General features: G+C 56.3%; 27 protein-coding genes and 1 pseudogene. 12 read left to right on the top strand and 16 right to left on the bottom strand.

Translation table 11 applies throughout. The annotated features are described in order from the left end of the window. The 5 genes from HDE80_RS03185 to HDE80_RS03200 all read right to left on the bottom strand — a co-directional run. The coding region (locus HDE80_RS03185; RefSeq protein ID WP_255483598.1) for a transposase at positions 1–383 on the bottom strand (383 nt) is incomplete at its 3' end. After that, positions 317–1,000, bottom strand: coding sequence for a hypothetical protein (locus HDE80_RS22115; protein ID WP_255483616.1), 684 nt, complete (start codon positions 998–1,000; stop codon positions 317–319). The genes HDE80_RS03185 and HDE80_RS22115, both read right to left, overlap by 67 nt. 221 nt (positions 1,001–1,221) lie before the next feature. Further along, entirely contained in the window at positions 1,222–1,722 is a 501-nt protein-coding gene (locus HDE80_RS03190) for an SRPBCC domain-containing protein (protein ID WP_184667850.1), read from the bottom strand. Positions 1,723–1,824: 102 nt separating this feature from the next. After that, positions 1,825–2,691, bottom strand: coding sequence for an NmrA/HSCARG family protein (locus HDE80_RS03195; protein WP_184667852.1), 867 nt, complete (start codon positions 2,689–2,691; stop codon positions 1,825–1,827). A gap of 96 nt (positions 2,692–2,787) precedes the next feature. Next, positions 2,788–3,096 carry a hypothetical protein gene (locus tag HDE80_RS03200; RefSeq protein ID WP_184667854.1) on the bottom strand — a complete coding sequence of 103 codons (309 nt, stop codon included), beginning with the start codon at positions 3,094–3,096 and terminating at the stop codon, positions 2,788–2,790. Positions 3,097–3,436: 340 nt separating this feature from the next. On the opposite strand from HDE80_RS03200, the gene HDE80_RS03205 reads away from it, so the two are divergent. After that, positions 3,437–3,880, top strand: coding sequence for a MarR family transcriptional regulator (locus HDE80_RS03205; protein WP_184602522.1), 444 nt, complete (start codon positions 3,437–3,439; stop codon positions 3,878–3,880). A 170-nt stretch (positions 3,881–4,050) separates the two neighbouring features. Here the strand turns inward: HDE80_RS03205 and HDE80_RS03210 are convergent, their stop codons facing one another. After that, positions 4,051–4,398 carry a DoxX family protein gene (locus HDE80_RS03210; protein ID WP_184667856.1) on the bottom strand — a complete coding sequence of 116 codons (348 nt, stop codon included), beginning with the start codon at positions 4,396–4,398 and terminating at the stop codon, positions 4,051–4,053. A gap of 2 nt (positions 4,399–4,400) precedes the next feature. Further along, positions 4,401–5,324, bottom strand: a complete 924-nt coding sequence (locus HDE80_RS03215; RefSeq protein WP_184667859.1) for an NAD-dependent epimerase/dehydratase family protein — start codon at positions 5,322–5,324, stop codon at positions 4,401–4,403. 128 nt (positions 5,325–5,452) lie between these two features. On the opposite strand from HDE80_RS03215, the gene HDE80_RS03220 reads away from it, so the two are divergent. After that, positions 5,453–6,058 carry a TetR/AcrR family transcriptional regulator gene (locus HDE80_RS03220; protein WP_184602525.1) on the top strand — a complete coding sequence of 202 codons (606 nt, stop codon included), beginning with the start codon at positions 5,453–5,455 and terminating at the stop codon, positions 6,056–6,058. A 717-nt stretch (positions 6,059–6,775) separates the two neighbouring features. Here HDE80_RS03220 and HDE80_RS03225 read toward each other — a convergent pair. Beyond that, entirely contained in the window at positions 6,776–7,138 is a 363-nt protein-coding gene (locus HDE80_RS03225; protein WP_184667861.1) for a helix-turn-helix domain-containing protein, read from the bottom strand. Positions 7,139–7,250: 112 nt separating this feature from the next. Here HDE80_RS03225 and HDE80_RS03230 point away from each other — a divergent pair, with 112 nt between their 5' ends. The 3 genes from HDE80_RS03230 (at position 7,251) to HDE80_RS03240 (ending at position 9,024) form a co-directional block, all read left to right on the top strand. Further along, positions 7,251–7,985: an SDR family oxidoreductase gene (locus HDE80_RS03230; RefSeq protein ID WP_184667863.1), complete on the top strand. Its 735-nt coding sequence runs from the start codon at positions 7,251–7,253 to the stop codon at positions 7,983–7,985. Positions 7,986–8,220: 235 nt separating this feature from the next. Continuing rightward, positions 8,221–8,634 (top strand): GFA family protein, encoded by a 414-nt coding sequence (locus HDE80_RS03235; protein WP_184667865.1) that lies wholly within the window; start codon positions 8,221–8,223, stop codon positions 8,632–8,634. Positions 8,635–8,682: 48 nt separating this feature from the next. Then, positions 8,683–9,024 (top strand): NAD(P)-binding domain-containing protein, encoded by a 342-nt coding sequence (locus HDE80_RS03240; RefSeq protein ID WP_255483599.1) that lies wholly within the window; start codon positions 8,683–8,685, stop codon positions 9,022–9,024. 244 nt (positions 9,025–9,268) lie between these two features. Here the strand turns inward: HDE80_RS03240 and HDE80_RS03245 are convergent, their stop codons facing one another. The 4 genes from HDE80_RS03245 to HDE80_RS03260 form a co-directional block, all read right to left on the bottom strand. Next, positions 9,269–10,549, bottom strand: coding sequence for a carbohydrate porin (locus HDE80_RS03245; protein WP_184667866.1), 1,281 nt, complete (start codon positions 10,547–10,549; stop codon positions 9,269–9,271). Positions 10,550–10,600: 51 nt separating this feature from the next. Next, positions 10,601–11,878 (bottom strand): divalent metal cation transporter, encoded by a 1,278-nt coding sequence (locus tag HDE80_RS03250; protein ID WP_184667868.1) that lies wholly within the window; start codon positions 11,876–11,878, stop codon positions 10,601–10,603. A 149-nt stretch (positions 11,879–12,027) separates the two neighbouring features. Further along, positions 12,028–12,747: a Crp/Fnr family transcriptional regulator gene (locus HDE80_RS03255; RefSeq protein ID WP_184667870.1), complete on the bottom strand. Its 720-nt coding sequence runs from the start codon at positions 12,745–12,747 to the stop codon at positions 12,028–12,030. Between the two features lie 659 nt (positions 12,748–13,406). Next, entirely contained in the window at positions 13,407–13,670 is a 264-nt protein-coding gene (locus HDE80_RS03260) for a hypothetical protein (RefSeq protein WP_184667872.1), read from the bottom strand. A gap of 516 nt (positions 13,671–14,186) precedes the next feature. Between HDE80_RS03260 and HDE80_RS22120 the strand changes: the two genes are divergently transcribed. From HDE80_RS22120 to HDE80_RS03270, 3 genes and pseudogenes are all read left to right on the top strand, one after another. After that, on the top strand, positions 14,187–14,342 hold the full coding sequence (locus tag HDE80_RS22120; RefSeq protein ID WP_255483569.1) for a hypothetical protein: 156 nt from the start codon (positions 14,187–14,189) through the stop codon (positions 14,340–14,342). Between the two features lie 30 nt (positions 14,343–14,372). After that, positions 14,373–14,582 (top strand): annotated as a pseudogene (locus tag HDE80_RS22125) (H-NS family nucleoid-associated regulatory protein); the annotation flags it as partial. Positions 14,583–14,740: 158 nt separating this feature from the next. Then, positions 14,741–15,112, top strand: a complete 372-nt coding sequence (locus tag HDE80_RS03270; RefSeq protein WP_184667874.1) for a nuclear transport factor 2 family protein — start codon at positions 14,741–14,743, stop codon at positions 15,110–15,112. Positions 15,113–15,209: 97 nt separating this feature from the next. Here HDE80_RS03270 and HDE80_RS03275 read toward each other — a convergent pair whose 3' ends face one another. From HDE80_RS03275 to HDE80_RS03290, 4 genes are all read right to left on the bottom strand, one after another. Continuing rightward, entirely contained in the window at positions 15,210–15,812 is a 603-nt protein-coding gene (locus HDE80_RS03275) for a dihydrofolate reductase family protein (protein ID WP_184667876.1), read from the bottom strand. A gap of 77 nt (positions 15,813–15,889) precedes the next feature. Further along, positions 15,890–16,525, bottom strand: coding sequence for an NAD(P)H-dependent oxidoreductase (locus HDE80_RS03280; RefSeq protein WP_184667878.1), 636 nt, complete (start codon positions 16,523–16,525; stop codon positions 15,890–15,892). A 97-nt stretch (positions 16,526–16,622) separates the two neighbouring features. Then, positions 16,623–17,561, bottom strand: a complete 939-nt coding sequence (locus tag HDE80_RS03285) for a cation diffusion facilitator family transporter (protein WP_184668805.1) — start codon at positions 17,559–17,561, stop codon at positions 16,623–16,625. A gap of 97 nt (positions 17,562–17,658) precedes the next feature. Next, positions 17,659–17,925 carry a hypothetical protein gene (locus HDE80_RS03290; RefSeq protein WP_184603349.1) on the bottom strand — a complete coding sequence of 89 codons (267 nt, stop codon included), beginning with the start codon at positions 17,923–17,925 and terminating at the stop codon, positions 17,659–17,661. 194 nt (positions 17,926–18,119) lie between these two features. On the opposite strand from HDE80_RS03290, the gene HDE80_RS03295 reads away from it, so the two are divergent. The 4 genes from HDE80_RS03295 to HDE80_RS03310 all read left to right on the top strand — a co-directional run bounded on the left by HDE80_RS03295 (position 18,120) and on the right by HDE80_RS03310 (position 19,817). Then, entirely contained in the window at positions 18,120–18,422 is a 303-nt protein-coding gene (locus HDE80_RS03295; RefSeq protein ID WP_345776406.1) for a DUF6582 domain-containing protein, read from the top strand. Positions 18,423–18,515: 93 nt separating this feature from the next. Further along, positions 18,516–18,740, top strand: a complete 225-nt coding sequence (locus HDE80_RS03300; RefSeq protein ID WP_184667882.1) for a hypothetical protein — start codon at positions 18,516–18,518, stop codon at positions 18,738–18,740. A 415-nt stretch (positions 18,741–19,155) separates the two neighbouring features. Then, complete coding sequence (locus tag HDE80_RS03305) at positions 19,156–19,515, top strand: response regulator (protein ID WP_184667884.1); 360 nt, start codon at positions 19,156–19,158, stop codon at positions 19,513–19,515. Between the two features lie 71 nt (positions 19,516–19,586). Further along, positions 19,587–19,817: a hypothetical protein gene (locus HDE80_RS03310; RefSeq protein WP_221437410.1), complete on the top strand. Its 231-nt coding sequence runs from the start codon at positions 19,587–19,589 to the stop codon at positions 19,815–19,817. Positions 19,818–19,853: the final 36 nt, after the last annotated feature.

Consider the following 19,853-nt stretch of genomic DNA (forward strand, 5'->3'; position numbering starts at 1 on the left):
GTGGTCTTGATGTTGCGTAAATCCAGTTCGACGTTCCAGCGCTGTGCGTACAATGCTTTCAAACCTTGTGCACTGACCTGAGTGGGTGACAGCACGGTGCTGACCAGCACTTTGGAACCGACGCGGGCTTCGCGAAGCTGCATGGTTTCGGGCAACTCATCAAAGTCTTCCTGACTGAGCCAGTGCGGTTTGAGAACGGGCTTGTTCCACACCACCACGTGATACGTGCCGATCTGTCGGCCCCGACGAAAGTCGGTATGCCGTCGGTGGTGTTGCTGGAACACGACATCGGCACCGCGCGCCTGCAGCAGAGCGATCATGACGTAGGAGCAGTAATAACGATCAGCGAGCAGGATGTCGCCTTCGGTGATGTTGGGCAGCAGGGCGTGGAATAACGCGTGCTCACTTCCCTCCTTTCCTGCCCCTGCGGCCCCAGCGCGGTATCCAGTACGGCGCCAGTGCCCAGGCACAGCAAGGCGACTACCCGAGCAACAGGAAACCCCAGACCAGGCTGCTGAGTGCGCGGTTGTGGATAACGCCATTGGTTGTCGGCGGTATCGGCCATCGTGATAGTCGTACCGTCCACCAGCTTCACGGCACGCCCTTGCCATCGCCAGGCGTTGGCGCCTCGGTCCATGAGCCCGTGACCTGTGTGTTGCAACAACGAATGCACCATGGTCAACGGCAGGCGCTGTCGCGCCTTGCAATACGCACCCGTGGCCGTGCTGCACGGGGGTAGATCGTTGGCGATCCGCTCCACGACGTGGCGATCCATCGTCGCTTGGCACGACGCGTCCGCGTTCAAGGTCTGCGCCATGAACAACGATAACGTGGTTGTCGGCGGAAACAGTCGCTCACGATGCGCGGGCAACTGCTGGTCGACGACGTCCAGCAGATCAGGATCGGTCAGCGCGTTGAAGAAGTCGTAGGCGTGGATGGCCCGCGAGCGTTGCCGGATCCAGCAACGTTGCGGCCGACGCGATCGGCAATTAGTGTGCATGGCGGCTGGCGGCCTTTGTGGGCCGTCTGTTTGGGTCGGACCAACAGTTTGCCCGGCCGCCAGCCACTCTTTCAAATCAACCGCTTGCCACGAATTTCACCGGAATGGAGCGCTTAAGTAAGTGCCATTCGAACCTGACCCCGATTGCGGTGGCTGGTAGCCGTGGATTACGGCTGGCCTAATGCGAACGCCTTTTTCAGCAGCGTCCTCGTCGGTAGGGTCTAATCTCTACGAGCCTCCGCACGTTCCTTTAGAGAACGAAGCCATTCTTCGTGCGACGCAAGAAGCCGGTCGCGCGTGCGCGCACGCAGAAAGAAAAGAAACAAGCCGATCTGTGACTCTTCTGTAATGACGCGACAGCCGCGCGGACTCGGCTCGATGTACCAAGCGTGTGAGCCGCTCGTTCCAGCGGGCCCCTTCGCCGACCAAACGAGCATTCGATGCGGTTCGAACGTGACGATTTCAGGCTCAAAATAAAAGCCTAGCGTCTTAAATCGAAACTTCGATTCGGGGTTCAATCGCGAGCCTCCGCGGAGCATGGAGACGTCCGAGCAATGCTTGTACCACTGCGGCCACGCAACGCAATCGACGAGCTGCGACCAGACCGTTTCAGGAGAAGCCGCAATATCGACGATATTTTGCGCGAACACCATCGCCGACGCGGGTGCGTGCTCGGCGGGCCAAGTGATACGCGGATCTGGAGTTTGTGCGGGCTTCGTCAAAGTCTCCTCCCAACGTTGAAACATATTAATGCGCGAAAGCCCGTGCTAGCTGCCGTGATGGTCATGCGCTGTCGCGCGGCAGGCCTAAAACACGACCGTCGGTCAGTGTTCGTCAGAGTATTTCTTTACCCAACCGGCAAATGTCAGTAGCTGCGGGTATTCTTGCCGCACTTCGGCAATGTTCGCTTTGAAGCCCTTTTCGCGAATCCACGTGAACATATCCAAGAACTCCTTCGGCATCGCCCTCTTGGCCAAAAAGGCGGGAATCGGCGCCACCCAGGGCTTGCGCCCAGTGACGGTCTTGAAGGTCTTGATTATGTCGCCGATGCTCAACTCGTCCCCGGCGAGCGGGATAACGCGCCCGGCGTAGCGCTCTGGCTCTTCGAGCGCGCGCGCGGCAAACCAACCGATGTCGTAGGTCGCCACGAATTGGACGGGGAGTGAAACTCCAAAGTTCGCTCTGAATATTCCGAGGAACATTCCGCGCTGCATCGCTGGGACGCCAAACGCATCCATGAACCCGACCGGACGCAGAATCGTCGCCGGGAGTTTTAGATCACGGATGTGTTGCTCAATCGCCCATTTGCTCTCGTAGTGGCCGAGGCCGCTGTTCCGTTCGACCCCCTCCGCCGACGAGTAGACGAGATGTGGGCTGCCCGATGCCTTCACCGCATCGGCAAACCGCTTCCCGTGTAGCTCCTCCGCCGCGGTTCCACCCTTTTCCGTCCATTGCTGCACCGAAAACGCAGCGGAGACGCCTGCCAACGCTGTCCTAAGCGAAGCCACGTCGTCGAAGTCACCCTTGACCAGCTCCACGCCACGCGCGGCCAGGCTCTTGGCCTTCGGCGATTCCAAGTTCCGCGTCAGAACCCTCACTCGAACCTTTTTCGCCGCCAACAAATGAGTGACAGTCGCACCGCCCTGACTGCCGGTTCCACCAGTAACAAGCACCACGTTTTCATTAGACATAGTTTTCATACCTTCTTGCGTGTGCCGGGGAAGGCGTGCCGGAATACCGCCAGAGATCTCCGATCAGAAGACTGAAGACAGTGACCGAGCAGGCGCCTACCCATACGAATCTCCACTGGTCGCCACGAGCGACATGCCCACTTGGTCTGGCTTTACGACAGGGTCGCTCGCTAACAATTCCGATTGAAACGTCTTGAACGATGGAAGGCCGGTGATGACTGCAGACGGATCGTCTTGAGAGGTCACCAGGTGAAGAAAGGTTTGCCCGTCCTCTTCAAGGAATACCCGATAGGAAAGGCCTGGCACCGAAGCCGCCGTCAGCGCTGCGATGAGCTCATCGAGGTTTTGCCTGTTCTGCGCAACGTAGTCAGGCTTCACCGTGTATCGATGGCGTATGATTTTCATTGGGTCGTCTCGCCATTTAGGCTGGGGATGGCGAGCGAGGCAACCGAGCCGACGTTGCCGGTGGCGCCCGCGAGTAAAACACTCATGTTTTTCTCCGATGTTGTTGAGAATCAGCCGGGTTGGCCCTGCGCCTAGAAGTGAACGGCGCGGCAAAGTTGCGTACTATCAAGTAACCGCCTGAGGCGAGCGGCAGCCTGCCGCTGAGCTCGCGGCTCTGCCACCGAGTCTTGCGACTTGGTAAATCACCTTGACTAAAGAAGGTAAAGTACTTTGACGATATGGTCAAGAGTCTTTACTAATTATTCTCGCTCGGACGACGTAAGCGCTTGTGAGTAACTCAATGGAAAAAAAGGAAGACGACATCCCACCGGCCCTGGGTCGCGCCGTCCGCGCCATGAGCGGCACCATGATGGCCAAGGTTGCTAGTCGCGGGTTCAACGGCATGACGCCCGCCTTCGCGAGCCTCATGCCACTGCTGGATGCGACCGGCGCCCGTCCCAGCACCCTGGCGCAGCGAGCCGGAATCACCAAACAGGCGATGAGTCAGCTGGTTCGGGAACTGGAGGCACGCGGCTATGTCGAGCAGGCGCCCGACTCCACCGACACACGCGCCAAGATCGTGCGCCTGACGAAGCGCGGGGTTGCCTTACACGCGGCGTGTGCGGAGGTGAGACAGGAACTGCACTCCATTGCTATCGCGAAGCTTGGCAAATCGAGAGTATCGCGGTTGCGGCGGGATCTCATGGAGCTTGCCGCCGCTCTTGAGGAAACGCGCACGCCCTGAAAACGTGAACCCGCCCCGCACAAGGGATAGCGAAACCGGAGTCAGAGTCGAGTTTCCAACATCGCTCTCAAAGAACGCCACTCTGACTTCCGTTTTGCCAGACAAATGAACTGGCCAGCTTTGCCATTCATCTGACCAATGGGCAGTTCATCGCCAAAGGCCAGTCATCGCTACAAAAAGCGGACCGTTACAGTAACCACAATGAGAGCCGAGAAGACCAGCGCCGGGGCGAGATGCCCGAACGGCTCGCGGTTACGTAGCAGCGTGAAGAGCGCGCCCAGCATGATCGCACCGGTCAGCGTGAGGCCGAAGACTCGGGTTTGTTGTCCGAGAAGAAGTGCCGCACTGAGCAACTCGAGAGCGCCACAGAGCCACTGAAACCATGCCGGATAACCCCAGCGTGCGAAGTCTCGCTTCACCGCGCCGGGTCTTGCGAGATTGACCACCCCGGCAACCGCGAACAGAGCCGCTACGATCATCGCGAGGATCGATTCGAAAGACGCACTGTTCCACGCCATCGTCATGCTCCGTTGATTTGTTGAAAGTGGTTTGATGCCAAGAGGTCCACGATCAGACCAGGGCCATGGGGTTTCCACGCAAGAACTCCGCGGGCATGCTGGCCGCTTACTGTCTGGTCGAGCGCCAGTGCGTCAGCGAACGGTCCAAGCGATTGGCGCGCATCATCGAGCGGCCAGGGTTCGACGCGATCGGCGCCGATCGAAGCCCGAATCGCTTCACCCATGTCGGCAACGGCAACGGCATCTTCGGCGACCACATTGAAGATCTGTCCCGTAACTCGACTGTCCCCGCTTGCCGCCCGCTCCACCGCGCTCAGGTAAGCCGCGGCGAGATCATCGACGTGAACAGCGGGCCAGTGGTTACGACCATCACCGACGACTCTCACACTACCGGTCTGACGAGCCATGCCGGCAAACATGCCGAAGACACCGCCACCGTAGCCGTGCACCATCGCCGGCCTGAGGACGACCGCGGCTATTGAGCGCCGTGCTGCTAGCGCCAGCACCTCTTGCTCCACGGCGGGCCGCCAGGCGATGAGTGGTGTCGGATTTAGCGCCGACGCTTCCGTGGCGGGTTTCCCCTCCGTATCACCATAGACCCAGATGCCTGACGTATAGACAAACGCCGCACCGGGATGCAGATGCGAAAGCATCGCTACAGCCGCAGCCTGATCAGCAATCGCGGCGGAAGCATCGTTGGTCGACGCGGCGTGCACCACGCCATCAGCGGCGCCGGCCGTCGCAGCGAAAGACTGTGGCTCACGCAGGTCGCCGATGTGCAGTGTCACACCGAGACGTGCCAGCGCGCTGGCCGCTGCCGATCCGTCCTGGCGCACCAGCGCCGTCACCTGATGGCCGAGATTGATGGCCTTGCGCGCGACCGCCTGCCCGATGAAGCCAGTAGCACCTGTAATGAATAGTTTCAAAGCGTTCTCCAATGATTGGCTGTGACGCCGACAAGCCTCACAGACGAGACTTATTGGTCTCGTTACGACCAATCTAAACGAGACTGGTCAGTCTTGTCAACAATTCGACGATCTGCTATTTATCTCGCATGGACACTCCTTCTCTCCCCGACCTGAGTCCGCTGCAACGCCGTAAGCGGTTCGCCATCCTCGACGGCGCGAAAACCGTTTTCTTACGCGAGGGTTTTGCCTTGGCAACGATGGACGATGTCGCCTCGGCCGCTGGCGTCGGCAAACAGACGGTCTACCGCCACTTCAAGTCGAAGGAGGCGCTCTTCGTCGGTCTGGTCAGCGAGATGTGCGCTCAAGTGGGCGCGCTGCTTGCCAGCACTCAGGGCGAGCAAACCGATGGCGCACCCGAGGTCGAGTTGCGCGAATTGGGATGGATGCTGGCACGAAGCCTTATTACGCCGGATTATCTGCGGCTTTATCGGGCCATCGTTGCTGAGGCCGAGCGTCTTCCGAAACTTGGCCAAGTGTTTTACGAGAATGGTGCAAAGGTCGTGCGTGCCTACTCCGCACAAATTTTGCGAAAGCGATTCGACGAATCAACGGCTGCATTGCGGGCAGCGACATTCATTAATTTGGTGCTGGGCGACGCGTATCTGGAACTGTCAATTGGCTTCACGGTGCCCGATGTTGAAGCACGCTTTGCGCTGCAGATTGACGAGGCGGTGGCGGCTGCACTTCGCTAATTAGCGCCGCATAGGGTGTCGAGCCGCTGTCTGTGGAGCGCAACTGCGCGTTGGCGAGGAAGTGCCGTTTGGCTGCTGGCTGTGGTCCGTTTCACTGGCGAATGCTGTTCGAAACCGAGGGCAGAGTCGATTTTCCACCATCGCCCTCAAAGAACTCCACTCTGCCCCCTGTTTCCTTTACAAGCGGCCACCTTTTCCATCGGTCCGCCAGGCGGCACTCTTTGAAGCTGCGTAGATCATCATGAAGACGCCGAAGGCGATCAGTCCGGCGCTAGAAGCCGCTGAGTACCACCCTCCTTCCACGCCGTTTATTGAGTAAGTCAGACGCCACTTCTTCTTATCGACTCGTGTGCCCACCGGTAGCCGCTTCGGCAAAGAGTACTCAGCAGGCTCCGCTACAAATGTCTCGAAAACGCCCCCATCCTTTACCAAAACGTAGGTACTGGAGCACCGAGCTTGGTGCCCGTTTAGGCAAATCGACTTGGACGATACGATCGTCCCCTGTGCAGTGAACGAGGCACGCCTGTAGGTATTCATTGTCCCGATCAGACCCAAAACAAACCCGATTACCAGCACCATTCGATACACGCCAGGGTTATTCACATCCATAAAAGCAGCCTCTCAGATCTGGCAAACCGGGGTCAGAGTCGACTTTCCAAGGTAGCGACCTCAAAAAGCACACTCTGACCCCTGTGTCCCCGTTTTTTCAGGATTCTGCTAGGGCAACATCTCGCGCTTGGCGAAGATGCCTGCCATTTCCTCCATGTTCTCGGTTCCCCAGGTGCACAGCGGAATGATCGCGTCAGCCAGGCTGCGACCGAGCGAGGTCAATGCGTAGTCCACGCGCGGTGGCACCTCCTTGTAGTCGGTCCGGGCCAGCACATTATCGGCCTGTAGGTCCTTCAATGTCTGGATCAACACCTTGTCGCTGACGCCCGGGATCAGGCGCTTGAGCTCGCCGTAGCGCTTCGGGCCGTCACGCAGGAAAAACAGGACCAGCGGTTTCCACTTGCCCGCGATGATGCGGAGCGTGGCGTTGAGCCCGCAGCCGGGATCGCAGGTTTCAGAAGACGTCGTCATTATTTGATACTTACCAAAAGGTGCATACTTGCCCTTAGGTTATCAGTCCGCATACTTGTCCTCAAGCAAGCAGTTCCCTGCTTCCGTACAACTCCAAACAAGGATGCACGTCATGAACAGACTGAATGGAAAGACCGCCGTGATCACCGGTGGCGCTACCGGCATCGGCCGCGCCGCAGCAAAGCGCTTCATCGAGGAAGGCGCGTTCGTCTTCATCTTCGGCCGCCGGCAGGAAGCGCTCGACGCCGCTGTGGCCGACCTCGGACCTAATGCCCGCGCGGTGAAGGGCTCGGTCTCCGATCTGGGCGACCTCGACCGACTCTACGCGGCAGTGAAGGCCGAACGCGGAACCCTCGACATCGTCTTCGCCAATGCCGGTGCGGGAAGCCAGCTTGCGCTCGGCAAGATCACCGCCGAGCACATCGACGAAACCTTCGACACCAACGTGAAGGGTACGATCTTCACGGTCCAGAAGGCGCTGCCGTTGATGGGCCAAGGCGGTTCGATCATCCTGACCGGATCGAGCGCCGGCACCACGGGCGCGCCGGGAATGAGCGCCTACAGCGCGAGCAAGGCAGCCGTGCGCAACCTCGCGCGGACCTGGGCGGAGGACCTGAAAGGCAGCGGCATCCGGGTCAACGTGCTGTCGCCCGGGGCGACGGCGACCGAACTCGCGAAGGAAGCGCTGGGCGAGGAAGGCCAGAAGGTCTACGCCTCGATGACTCCGCTTCAGCGCATGGCCGATCCAGCGGAGATCGGAGCGGTGGCCGCCTTTCTCGCGTCGTCGGACAGCAGCTTCATGACCGCCAGCGAGGTCGCCGTCGACGGCGGCCTGGCGCAACTCTGACGTGTTAAGCCCAGGCGCTCCATGCGATTCGGAGCGTCGTAGGGCTCAGTAAAATAAGCGGAAAGACTTTCACTCCGTTCACGCCGTACGTCATACGGTACGTGAGCCCGGCAGACTTCTATCCAAGATTAATCTGCCGGCCCTCCAGTCCCAACCTTTCAGCGAATCTCGATGCCGGTAGGGCTCCGAAAGGGGGCTTTGCGACTCTCTACTCAAAGCGGACCAAGGAAACACGATGGCGAAGAAAACCTTCCACGGCTCGTGTCACTGCGGTGCGGTCGCCTTTGAGGCCAAGATTGACTTCGATGAAGGAACGACGCGCTGCAATTGCTCGATTTGCACCAAGTCGCGTTTTTGGTTCGCGATCGTGGGGCCTGAAGATTTTAAAGTCGAAAAGGGCGAAGACCAGCTGTCCGATTACACGTGGATTCCGCCCGGCAAATCCGAGGCCCACCTTCACTATCGCTTCTGCAAGACCTGCGGTGTCCGCACCTTCGCAGAAGGAAACGGAGGTACGTTCTACGCCGTGGCTATCGCCACGCTGGACGGTATCGAGCAAGACGCCGACCAACTCGTCAAATCGTTGAAATATAACGACGGCCGTCACGACGACCTTAAGCATGCGCCGGCCGACACGCGCCTCCTTTGAACTGGGTTGAACGCGTACGTGCGATGCGCGGAACCAACAGTGAAAGCAATGAAGTCGATCGGACACGATCCGATCCGAGGAATGGAGAAGTTTATGAGCTACGCAATTATCGGCTTCGGCAAGATCGGCCAGGCCCTGGCCAAGGCGTTTGCCCGCAATGGCATCGACGTATTCGTTGCAACCACGCGCGACCCGGAAAGCTTTGCATCCGCTGCGGCCGCGATCGGACCCGAGATCATTCCCAAAAAACTGGCGGAAGCGGTCAAGGCGGACATCGTCTTTTTAGCCGTCCGTTTCGAATCGCACCAGGATGTCGCGAAGGCGCTGCCGACCTGGAAGGGAAAACTGGAAGTACTGCATGGAACTGACCACGGCGCTGGAAATTACTGACCGCCGCGCTGGCAAATTCTGCCTACGCCGCTGGTTCTGACCACTCTGCTGCCACTAATCGCTCCGCTCTTCTCTTGCCGACTGCTCAACTGCTTCTGACCAATCTGACGGAGCTTTAACCAGATGCAGCTCTGCCAACTTTCGATGCATCTTGAGGAGGTTGTGCTCGGTCAATCGGCACGTCCGCTTTTCTCCTGTTGCTCGGAAAGGTTTAACCGGTGATCCGTTCCGTCGCCTTCATCGATCAGTACTCCAAATGAACACGCAATCCCACAACCCGGGCTGGTCCGCGGTCCCGGTTGTATCCGGGGCTGTGAACAAGCTGGATATCTGCCGTCACGAATGCAAACGACGTGACGGCAAGATCGTAGTACGCCTCCCCGATCTGCTCCGTGGCGTAGTTCAACCGCCCATCCCCCAACGTGAAGCCTGATCCGCCTGCTGCCAGGTAGTTTCGGTGTTCCGGCGAAAGCCCGTTCACTGCAAACGCAATGGCGATTCGATCCTTGGGACGCTCCCACTTTGCTCCGGCGAGCTGTGCGCCAATGCTGGCGCTACGATCCGCTTCGGTGAACGCGAATGACTCTGTCTTCCCGTCGTTCCACGCGACACGTCCGAACAAACCAGTGTCTCCATCGTCAGCGAGTGGAACATCAACGCCCGCTGCCGCTCCATATTTATATCGACCGTTTTGATCATCTGCGCGAATGTCGGGAACACTGCCCGTTTCTTTAGCTTCAAGCAAAGCATCTTCATAAATGCCCATCCGTGCCTTGTTTTGAAATACGAGCAGCCACACGCTGCTGCTTTCGGGATCGTGCTGCCAAGTCACTTGAGCGTTCTGGCCATTTGCCCGGCCGATGGGGCCTTCCAGGTTTGGCCCGTTGGCCTGCGTAGGCATCTGATACACGCCGTAACGCCAAGTCCACGGGCCGACAACGTAAGTCACGAGCCCGCCGACGGTGTAACCACGCGTGTCAGCGGCAAAATCCCAAGCTGGACTGTTAAACAAGCTCCAGTTCATGAACTGGGTTCGCGTCGAATTGCCATAGCGGCTTTGATCGAAGTCGTCGTTTACAGCCATGAGCCCGAACTTGAAGCTCAGGCGATCGTCAACCTGATCGCCCGGCAATTGATCCATCTTTCGTTTGACCTTCGTCGTTTTGTCGCCCAATGGGATGTCGTACGTAAGGAAGGCACGCGCGACGTAAGCATCACGCCCGAGCGTGCCGCCACCACCGCGGATCACATCGCCGTTGGTCAAACCGGCCAGCCCAGTGCTGTGGCTGACAGCTTCGCCCCGGAACATTTCTATATCCAAATAAGCAGAAAGGCGCGACGTCATGGGTAGCCCGAAATAGGTTCCGAATGTGTGGGAACGTGCATGGTCTCCTCGCGGATTTAGGCTGAGAGGGCCCTCGTAGGGAGAGTGCAAGCTGTTTTGGATCTGCGTGATGAACGTGTACTGCGCGCCGAGCAATTGCGGCACAAAGTACTGGACGTCGTCGGCGATGGCGTCACTCATGCTCACAGACACAACAATTGTCGCAACAATAATTGTTGCGCATCGATTCACTCATTGACCCCAGGTGGCGAACATCACGACAGCGGCGGCTGTCATCACTCCCGTAGCGATCCACCCCCATACTTTGAGCGATGTGTTGAGGGTGAATTTTCCCATCACTTTTTTATTCATGGCCAACAGCATGATCATGATCATCATGGGTACCGCGGCGACACCATTGATTACCGCACACCAATAGAGCGCCTTGATGGGATCGACGGGAGTGAAATTGAGCACGATCCCCACAAGGCTGGCGAAGACGAGTACGCCATAGAAGAATTTGGCTTCATGCGGTTTGTACTCAAGTCCGCTGCGGTATCCCAGCGCACCTGCTGCCGCGAAGGCGGTCGATCCAGCAAGTACGGGCACGGCAAGTAGACCTGTGCCAATAATGCCTGCGGCAAACAGCCCAAAGGCAAATCGTCCAGCGAGGGGGCGCAGTGCTTCGGCGGCGTCCGACGCTGACTGAATATTTGTCTTTCCGTGCGCATGCAGAACGACGGCCGCCGTCAAGATGATGAAAATGGCTACGATGTTCGAGAACACCATCCCGATCGTCGTGTCGACGGTAATCCGTTCGATCTGTTCAGGTCCCTGCGATGGATCCGCTTTCAATGGCCGGCGATCGCCATCATCGCGGATTTCCTCGGCCTCCTGAGCCGCTTGCCAGAAGAAAAGGTAGGGGCTGATGGTCGTACCGAGCACGGCAACGATAGCGACGGCGTACTTGGCATTGAGCCGCGCCTTGGGCACGACAATGCCTTTCACCACTTCACCCCAAGGAACGTGGATGACGAATACCGTCGCCACGTAGGCGAAAAGACTGAGTGTCAGAACTTTGAGGATGGGCGAATACCGGGAAAACGGGACATACATCTGCAGCAGCAGAGACACGATTGCGAAACCTGCCGCATACAACACCGCGGGGCCTCCGATCAGCAGTTTCAGCGCGGCTCCCATGGCACCGATGTCGGCAGCCAGGTTGATCACGTTGGCTACCAGCACAGAGAACACCAGTCCATAAACCCATGGACGTGGATAGTACTTACGCATGCTGCTGGACAGCCCCTTGCCCGTGGCGCAACCAATTCGCGCGCTGATCGTCTGGATCGCGATCATCAGCGGCATCGCAAGAAAGAGGCTCCAGATCGTGGCATAGCCATAGGCCGCACCTACTTGCGAGTAAGTGGCAATCCCGCTCGGATCATCGTCCGCTGCTCCCGTGATCAGACCCGCACTCAATTTTCGCAGCAGGGAGGGCTTGGATTTCGCGGACGATAAGTCGTTCAAGCAGGCGCCCTCTATCAATGTGTTTACGCATCAAGCGCAGGCGTGGCGTAAATGTCTCCCGTTAAGAAGGTGACGCTCTCGGCTACGAGTAAGCTCCAACTCCAATCTCATGGTCAATTCGCATTCCTATAAAACAAAATTCATCAACGCTAAGTGATTCCACCTGGTAAGAGCAGGCGATCGTATTCCTTCTTGACGACGGCATAGCATTCACAAGAACGTTCTTCTAAACCGCCACGATCCAGAACCACGATATGGCCTCGCCGATATTGGATAAGTCCTGCTTTCTGTAAACGGCCTGCGGCTTCTGTCACCCCTTCGCGTCGTACGCCCAACATGTTGGCAATCAGCTCCTGGGTCATGACCAACTCTTTCGAGTGAAGCCTGTCCAGGCTCAAAAGCAGCCACCGGCAAAGTTGCTGATCCAACGAATGGTGACGGTTGCAAACCGCCGTTTGGGACATTTGTGTAATCAAGGCTTGGGTATAGCGAAGCAACAAGTGCATGACTGGGCCGGACCGATTAAATTCCTCCATCAACATAGCAGCAGCCAGCCGGTATCCCCGTCCTGCGCTTTGCACAACGGCCCGGCTTGGTGTGGACCTGCCTCCCATAAACAAAGAAATGCCCACGATGCCTTCATTGCCGACCACGGCAATCTCAGCCGACGCACCGTCCTCCATCACGTACAACAAAGAGATGATGGATGAGGTCGGAAAGTAGACATGGGACAAGTTGCTTCCGGACTCGTAGAGCACTTTACCCAGCGGCAAATCCAAGGGCTCTAAGTGTGGCAACCAACGGGCATATTCGTCCTTGGGAAGGCTGCTGAGTAGTTGGTTATGCTTCGGATCATCACTCTGAGCCATGCGCCACCTCTAGTATCTGCTGGAAGCCTGCCTGCTGATAACAGCACCCTGGCGGGACCAGCCAACTTGAGTATAGGCACTTCAAGGTTTGGGGATACTCTGGACTCCTCGAAGTACCAAGAAATCTGTCGCTTCGTACGGCAGCGCACAGACCCATCCAAAACGGAAGGACACCATATCGTCACAGTCTGCTGAACCCTTCAGCGCTGAGCCTGGGCTTTCCGTCATGACAACTGAAGAACGAACGAGTGCGGAATATTACGATGCCGACACTGGCTTCCTGCTTGGCCAAAACAGACAGTGCGAAGGGGAAAACGGACTTCCAGCCTTCGAGTTGCTTCGCCGGAAAGTGAGTGTTCTACGATTCGTTTCCGCTAAGACCATGAAGTACGAAACATCTGACGTTTCCACACAATTTTAAAACGTTAGGTGCTACGTTTGTGATGGTTGTTTCTCAATCATCGACGCCACTTCCGGTCTTTGGTCTGTTTAACAGACTGGTAAATCCCTGGAGGTGCTGGTCTTTAAAGTCGGCTCCGATGATGGTCCGCAGCATCGCTTCAAACGAGCGCAAAAAAGCTGCGTTGATGTTTGCCTTGTGATGACACGGGACTGCGAAGATATCCTCATCGCCAAGTACTCAAGAATGCTGATGTCAGTCAGTCCGCCTCCTTCTTCGCATGGCACAAAGGGTGATGTTTGGTAGATGAGCTATCAACCAAAGGAATATTTTTGGTGCCATCGGAACGGGGATTTGAAGGAACCGCCACAGGCTTATCAACAAGAACCTCGGCGTCATGTTTACGAGATATATCCGGCGTAACTTCGAATTGAGAAGGCTTCTTCCCTTTGTCATCCAGAGCTCTATCCACGTTGTTTCCCATGCTTTGTATCGGCCGGGAATAAGTTTCTAGCTCGTTCATTTTTGTAATCCTCAATCACGCCAAAGTCACTTGTTTTCACTATGAGCTGACACAAGGGAATATCGCGTGACGAGTCGTCTAAAGAGGAGAAAACTGACCATCATTAATTTTCAGTTGGACAAGGATCGAGCTTACACACCCGTAGATGACCATGGCTTTTTAAATAACTTCGGTAGTTCTCACTTATTTCAGATGCGCTGATGGACGGTGTTCAATGGGCAAACCTACCCAGGAAGGTTTTCGACGCTATCCAAAAACGGAGGGATGGTTTACGCCTAATCTGTTAGCCCGACTTTGGTTTGAACCGCTGCGGGCTCCCTGCATCTGTATAGAGTCTTGCTTACGCCCGTCTTGTAAAGGACGATGTGGTTGCGACGCTTGTCTCGGCTACTGGACGCAGCGCTATTTTGAAATGAGTGATTTCGACTTAAAGGATTGCTTCGCCAGAAACAATCACATTTTGTCCATGGCATAACTCGGCATAGACTCGTTAAAGTCCCAATATCAGGCACGTCCATGGCAGTCAATTTAAAAAATCTCTCGCCGAAAGAACTGCAGGCTGTCATCGCCGAAGCGCAATCAAGGATGAAAGAGGCGCGCGTGAATCTGATCCAGGATGTTCGGAAAAAGGTTGATGCATTGCTGACTATCAGTGGCCTGACATTAATTTAGGTCTACCCAACGCGTGGCAGAAAAAAAACGGCCGGCACGAAAAGAACCGTTGCAGCCAAATACCGGAACCCATCAGATCCTTCTCGGAACTGGTCCGGCCGTGGCCGTCAGCCACTCTGGTTTGTGGCGGCATTGAAACGCCGTGGTGTCACTACTGAAAGTCTTTTGATTACCCGCGCACCAAGAGCCGCAAAGGTAGCCAAAACTTCAGTGAAGAAAGCCAAGATATCAAAGAGCTAACGAGGTAAAAAATTGCCGTTGAGTTTCATCCAAAATTGAGCCAGTTCGCACGGCGATTTTTGTCGAATTTTGATCCACCTCCCATCAAACACTGCTCGTATCCTGACGTGCCCCAGAATTTCGTACTGGGTCTCAAACCATCGAAAGGACAGGAGATGATGAACAGGCAAGAAGAAATCGCGAGAATCGTTCGCTCTTACTTCAAGAGCTATCCCGACAAGGACAGACCGACGATTGAGTCGCTCATCAGTGAGGACTTTTACTTCACCAGTCCGCTAGACAACAGAATCGACAGGCAGACCTATTTCAATCGGTGTTGGCCAAACAGCAACAATACCGCTGCGATTGATCTACAGCACCTCGTGGTGAATGGAGAGCGGGCTTTCGTGATCTACGAGAGTCGCATGACGGATGGAAAGCGCTTCAGGAACACCGAATTGTTGACCGTGAAACACGGCAAAATTACGGGCGTGGAGGTGTATTTCGGGTGGTCAATTCCGCATGACGCTGCTGCCGGCAAATTCGTCTGACCAAAGTGATGGTGAAGGCAGAAGATGACGCCTTAGTTGGTCAAACCAACTTTCGAAATTCCAGGAGCCAACGAATTTGTCGAGAAGGCGAAGCCGACTATCGGACGCATCCACGTGGAACATACTTCGTTACCACCATGCCGCAGGCGTATGGGTTGCTGCCGATCAGTTCAAAATCCTGATCGACACTCTTCTTCGCGAAGATCGAGATGCCCTCATGCAGTGCGATCGGATTGGTATAAAACTGAAATTCATCGATCAGATCCGCGGTGATCAGTGAAGAGGCAAAACCCGCTCCCCCAAAGGCGACGATATTCTTGCCCGGCTGGGCCTTGAGGTAGTCGACTTCCTCGACGAGGGGTTTGTAAGCAAGTTCTGCCTCCGGCCAAGGCGAGGCTTTCAGGATATTTGAGAAGATTATTTTCCGCGCATCCATGATGCGCTGTGCGAACGCGAACGTCGCAGCTCTCGGATGCTTGCGGGCTGTTTCGGACCAATGATCGATGTAGCCACCTTCCACAATCTTGCGGCTGAGAAGGATGGTGTCGGCCTCCTCGAAAAATCGATTGAATTCCGCCCGAAGCTTCTCGTCCCAAGGGCATTTGTCACCCCAGTCCCAGAGCTGCCAGCCGGGCTCACGACCGGCCTGTCCGACATAGCCGTCGACGGACACCTGCATTTGCAAGATCAGTTTGCGCATCTCGGAGGATCCTCTCGATACTTAGCATGGCTGGGAGGCTGTCAGTAATGTATTTTTGAGAGGGCGGCGTACTGCGATCAACCAGGCGCTGGGTAGGGACTATTTTTCAATAGTGCCGCGAGGTGCGCCGCATTACATGCCAATGTCTTGATCGTACTGGCGAGTTTGGGTGGCGTGCGAGCCAGATCTTTGTAATTGACACTGCCCATGGCTTCACCGACCCAGTATGCAGAGCTGCCACCCGGAATGGTAAAGCCGACATCGGCGAGTGCCTGGTAGAGTTCGGCTGTGACATGGTGTGCGCCGTCTTCATTGCCAACGACGGCGACGATGGCGACACGGCCGAACGTGGGGTAGCGACCTTGCTTGTCGATCTCATCGAGAAAGGCGTCCATCCGCTCCAACACGCGCTTGGCCACGCTGGAAGGTTGACCCATCCAGATCGGTGAGGCGAGGACAAGAATGTTCGCATCGAGCACCTTGCTGCGCAGAGCGGGCCACTCATCGCCACTACCCTCGTCAGCCTTGACGCCAGGTTTGACGACGTAATCCGCAACGCGGGCATGGGATACCCCTACACCGTACGGAGTCAGTGCGTGCAGAATCTGGTCCAACAGCTTCTGGGTGGAAGACTCCTCCGGCCCTTGCTTTAGCGTGCAGTTCATTCCGAATGCGGTGAGTGACTTGGATTCTTTCGAGCCCTTCTTGTCCATGATCCATTTGCCCTTGCAGCTGACTAAGGGAAATCGAGATTAGGGAGGGAGGCGTCGTGGGATGATGAAACGTAGACGCAGACTACTGTCAGCAAATCTAGGATTCCGCGTTATCTGAATTGTGTTCGATCGCGTCGCGCCGCTCACGCCAGGTTTGTGCAGTCTGGGGCTTGACGAAAAGAGAGGTGATTTCCGGATGTGCGATCTTGGCCTGCCTCTCGATACGGTTGATGCAGTCCTCGATCTGCGGCGTGGTCAACGCGTCCTCGAACTCGGCACTGAGTGCAGCTACCACCTGGTTTGGCCCCATCTGCACGGTCATTACGCCGTTGGCACAGCGCACATCGGCATCGCCCGCGGCAATCGCAAGAATGGAATCGGCTACCACCGGATGCGCGGCTTCACCGATCAACAGCCCCTTGGTCTCACGCGCCAGCAGCGAAGCTGAAACAGCGAGCACGCATGCAATGCCGATCGATGCCACACCGTCGAGCACGGGCAGGTTGAGCAGTTGCGCGCCGGCAAGACCTGCCAAGGCTACGATCAGGCCGAGCAATGCCGCGCTATCTTCCAGCAGCACGGTGAACGTGCTGGGGTCTTTGCTCCGACGAAAGGCTTCGAAGTAACCCATTCGCCCCTTGTGCAAACGAAACTCGCGGAGTGCCACATACCAGGAACTTCCTTCAAAAAGCAGCGACACGGCAATTACGCCGTAATTCAATGACGGGTGAGTAATGGGCTCAGGCTGGCGTATGTGCATCACTCCCTCGTAGAGCGATGCACCTGCACCCAGTGCAAGTACCAGCAACGCGACGATGAAACTCCAGAAATACAGCTCACGACCGTGACCGAATGGATGCGTGCGATCCGGCGGCATCTGCGCGCGGTGCAAGCCGTACAGAAGCAACAGTTCGTTGACGGTATCGACCAGGGAATGCACCCCTTCGCTAAGCATTGCCGAGCTGCCGGATATCCCTGCCGCCACAAACTTGGCGATGGCGATCATCAGATTACCGGCGAGGGCAACGTAGACCACTTTGCGCGAACCGGTGGTAGGCAAGCGTCAGGCCTGTAGTTGGTGCTTCAATCTCGTCATGTCAGATGCATGATGAAAGGCATCACCGCCTGAAGGCTCATGATCGTTCCTGGTTCTCTACGCCACGGGGACGCATCGGAACGGGGTCGGAGCCATACGCCTGAGGCATGGCAGGATCTGTTCGCCCCAGTGTGATGTTCTTTGACGCGCGCACATGACGATTGGCAAACGTCCATATCTCACCTGTCGCCGTGATCAAAACAGTCCAATAGAGATCAGATTCCGGGCCATAGTCGATAAGGATGTGGGCAAATCCTTCGCCTTTGGGTGTGTTCATCGGTAGGGGCGGATTGAGTTGCAGCATGCAAGGCCTCCTTATGTTCTCTCGCACGATGCTTTCATCGACGTGAACAGCCTGAGAATTTTCAGCTTCAGACCGCGTTTGCATCAAGCCTCGCTGGAAGTCCCTCACACAACGTAGCAACCACTTCACGCAAGAAATGCATGCGTGAGGGCCACAGTAGTTTCTCGGTCAAAGTCGCTCTTGAGTAGGCTTTGATGGTGAAAACTCCATCTCCACTGCGAAATTCCAATAATCAGCATGAAAAGAGAAACGACATGGCAAAAATCGACACGGAAAAACGCGACGACCTAACAGAGAGTCACTTCGCGTTTCCCAGACAGCGCAAGGAACCTCTTGAAGACGCCGCGCATGTGCGCAATGCCGTCGCGCGTTTTAACCAAGTCGAAGGCGCAAGCGCTGAAGAAAAAGATGAGGCATGGAAACGCATCCAGGCAGCTGCGAAGAAGTACGGCGTCGAACTCAGCGAAAAGAGTCGTCACGAGATGAGCAAAGGCTGACACAAAAGTTGGCTACGAGCCGTCGTCGACTTTTACAGTGTAGTCACGGCAATAAGGCCACGCTTCAGATGATCCAACCGCCTATGGGTATTTATGATCATCTTCGATATTCCGTATGCGCCGTTGCATAGCGGCGAATGGTCTGTGGAGGTGAGCAATGATGGTAATCCAGAATTCAAAAGCCGCCATGACGCACTTCGGTTTGCAGTCAGCTCTGCTCTGAAGGCGCATCAACAGGGCAATGACTCTCTGATCACCGTCGAGGGCGTTGACGGTCAATGGCGCATGTTCGACCACCGGGCAAAAGGCGTCGCTTAGACATGCGTCGACTCGAGCAGCTGAGAAGATATCAAACGATCCATCTCAGTAGCACGCCTGGCTCGTCGTTTGCCGCCAGAAGCCGGTCGGCGCTGAAAGGTTTTTGAAGGCATGCCGTACTCGTTGTATAGCTTTCGGCGTAATGAGAGTCCGGACGTGTCTTTCTGGAAGTCGCACCACGCGGGCTCGAGCCGAAGAAGATCGCCGGACCAATCCGATTCGCACCTACAGTGATTCGCCTGAACGACTTGCACGTGTGGGAGGTCACTTCGCGGCTATGCCCGAGGTGTTGGGATCTTTATGTCAGTCGTGACGTCGACTGAAGTTCACAAAGCACACCAGGCCTCCTAACTCTGCAAGGTCTCGAATCTGGACGGGCGTATGATGGGGCCAATAGGTTGCTGGGGAATACACTATGGAACTTATACGCCTTGTCATTGTGGAAGACGATGTCGCGATCCGAAACCTTCTGGCGGATGTCTTGAAGCAAAAGGGCGGTACGATCGTCGGCACCGCCAACAATTTGCTTGACGGGATGGCTCTGGTCAAAGAAACACTCTGCGATTGCGCGGTCGTGGATATTGATCTCGCTGGCGATCAAGCATTGCCATTGATCGAATTATTGGAAGAACTAAGTATCCCCTTCGTTCCGATCACAGGACTGACGCTGGCGAATATTGATTCGCCTCGAATACGAGCGATGCCATTGCTCATAAAACCGTTCGATAGCCATGATCTGCTAGATGCCATCGCTCGAGCTAGTCAGATGAACTGAGGGGACAACCTTCTTCCAAGGTCGTCGCGCAGGCGTTCACTGGTGCAAGACTGGTCAAGGGCTTCAACCATTTGGCCGCGGCCGTCCTTGAGCAAGATCCGGCTGACCATGGCGGCAGGAGAGTCGTGTTCCTGGCCAGCGACGATGACGGCGACGCAGCGGAGATTGGAGCGCTTGCGGAAAGTCTCGGTTTCGCACCGATCCAACTTGGCAGCCTTTCGGAAGGCGGACTGCTTGTGCAGGCGCGCGGAAATAGCTGGGGTCAACTGATCTTCAAGGACGTGGTCAAATTCGACGGATGAATCGTGATCGCTAGTTCGATGCGATCCTGCCTCATG

The sequence above is a fragment of the Rhodanobacter sp. A1T4 genome (genome assembly GCF_014207185.1).
In the GTDB taxonomy this organism is placed as follows: domain Bacteria; phylum Pseudomonadota; class Gammaproteobacteria; order Xanthomonadales; family Rhodanobacteraceae; genus Rhodanobacter.

Bases quoted from the DNA above. Each gene is read 5' to 3' on its own strand.
- HDE80_RS03260 (WP_184667872.1), bottom strand. From the start codon at position 13,670: ATGAACGAGCTAGAAACTTATTCCCGGCCGATACAAAGCATGGGAAAC.
- HDE80_RS03205 (WP_184602522.1), top strand. From the start codon at position 3,437: ATGGAAAAAAAGGAAGACGACATCCCACCGGCCCTGGGTCGCGCCGTC.
- HDE80_RS03295 (WP_345776406.1), top strand. From the start codon at position 18,120: ATGGTGAAAACTCCATCTCCACTGCGAAATTCCAATAATCAGCATGAA.
- HDE80_RS03245 (WP_184667866.1), bottom strand. From the start codon at position 10,549: ATGAGTGACGCCATCGCCGACGACGTCCAGTACTTTGTGCCGCAATTG.
- HDE80_RS22115 (WP_255483616.1), bottom strand. From the start codon at position 1,000: ATGCACACTAATTGCCGATCGCGTCGGCCGCAACGTTGCTGGATCCGG.
- HDE80_RS03290 (WP_184603349.1), bottom strand. From the start codon at position 17,925: ATGCTGCAACTCAATCCGCCCCTACCGATGAACACACCCAAAGGCGAA.
- HDE80_RS03220 (WP_184602525.1), top strand. From the start codon at position 5,453: ATGGACACTCCTTCTCTCCCCGACCTGAGTCCGCTGCAACGCCGTAAG.
- HDE80_RS03275 (WP_184667876.1), bottom strand. From the start codon at position 15,812: ATGCGCAAACTGATCTTGCAAATGCAGGTGTCCGTCGACGGCTATGTC.
- HDE80_RS03255 (WP_184667870.1), bottom strand. From the start codon at position 12,747: ATGGCTCAGAGTGATGATCCGAAGCATAACCAACTACTCAGCAGCCTT.
- HDE80_RS03210 (WP_184667856.1), bottom strand. From the start codon at position 4,398: ATGGCGTGGAACAGTGCGTCTTTCGAATCGATCCTCGCGATGATCGTA.
- HDE80_RS22120 (WP_255483569.1), top strand. From the start codon at position 14,187: ATGGCAGTCAATTTAAAAAATCTCTCGCCGAAAGAACTGCAGGCTGTC.
- HDE80_RS03195 (WP_184667852.1), bottom strand. From the start codon at position 2,691: ATGTCTAATGAAAACGTGGTGCTTGTTACTGGTGGAACCGGCAGTCAG.
- HDE80_RS03270 (WP_184667874.1), top strand. From the start codon at position 14,741: ATGAACAGGCAAGAAGAAATCGCGAGAATCGTTCGCTCTTACTTCAAG.
- HDE80_RS03225 (WP_184667861.1), bottom strand. From the start codon at position 7,138: ATGACGACGTCTTCTGAAACCTGCGATCCCGGCTGCGGGCTCAACGCC.
- HDE80_RS03300 (WP_184667882.1), top strand. From the start codon at position 18,516: ATGATCATCTTCGATATTCCGTATGCGCCGTTGCATAGCGGCGAATGG.
- HDE80_RS03280 (WP_184667878.1), bottom strand. From the start codon at position 16,525: ATGGACAAGAAGGGCTCGAAAGAATCCAAGTCACTCACCGCATTCGGA.
- HDE80_RS03235 (WP_184667865.1), top strand. From the start codon at position 8,221: ATGGCGAAGAAAACCTTCCACGGCTCGTGTCACTGCGGTGCGGTCGCC.
- HDE80_RS03305 (WP_184667884.1), top strand. From the start codon at position 19,156: ATGGAACTTATACGCCTTGTCATTGTGGAAGACGATGTCGCGATCCGA.
- HDE80_RS03240 (WP_255483599.1), top strand. From the start codon at position 8,683: ATGAAGTCGATCGGACACGATCCGATCCGAGGAATGGAGAAGTTTATG.
- HDE80_RS03230 (WP_184667863.1), top strand. From the start codon at position 7,251: ATGAACAGACTGAATGGAAAGACCGCCGTGATCACCGGTGGCGCTACC.
- HDE80_RS03200 (WP_184667854.1), bottom strand. From the start codon at position 3,096: ATGAAAATCATACGCCATCGATACACGGTGAAGCCTGACTACGTTGCG.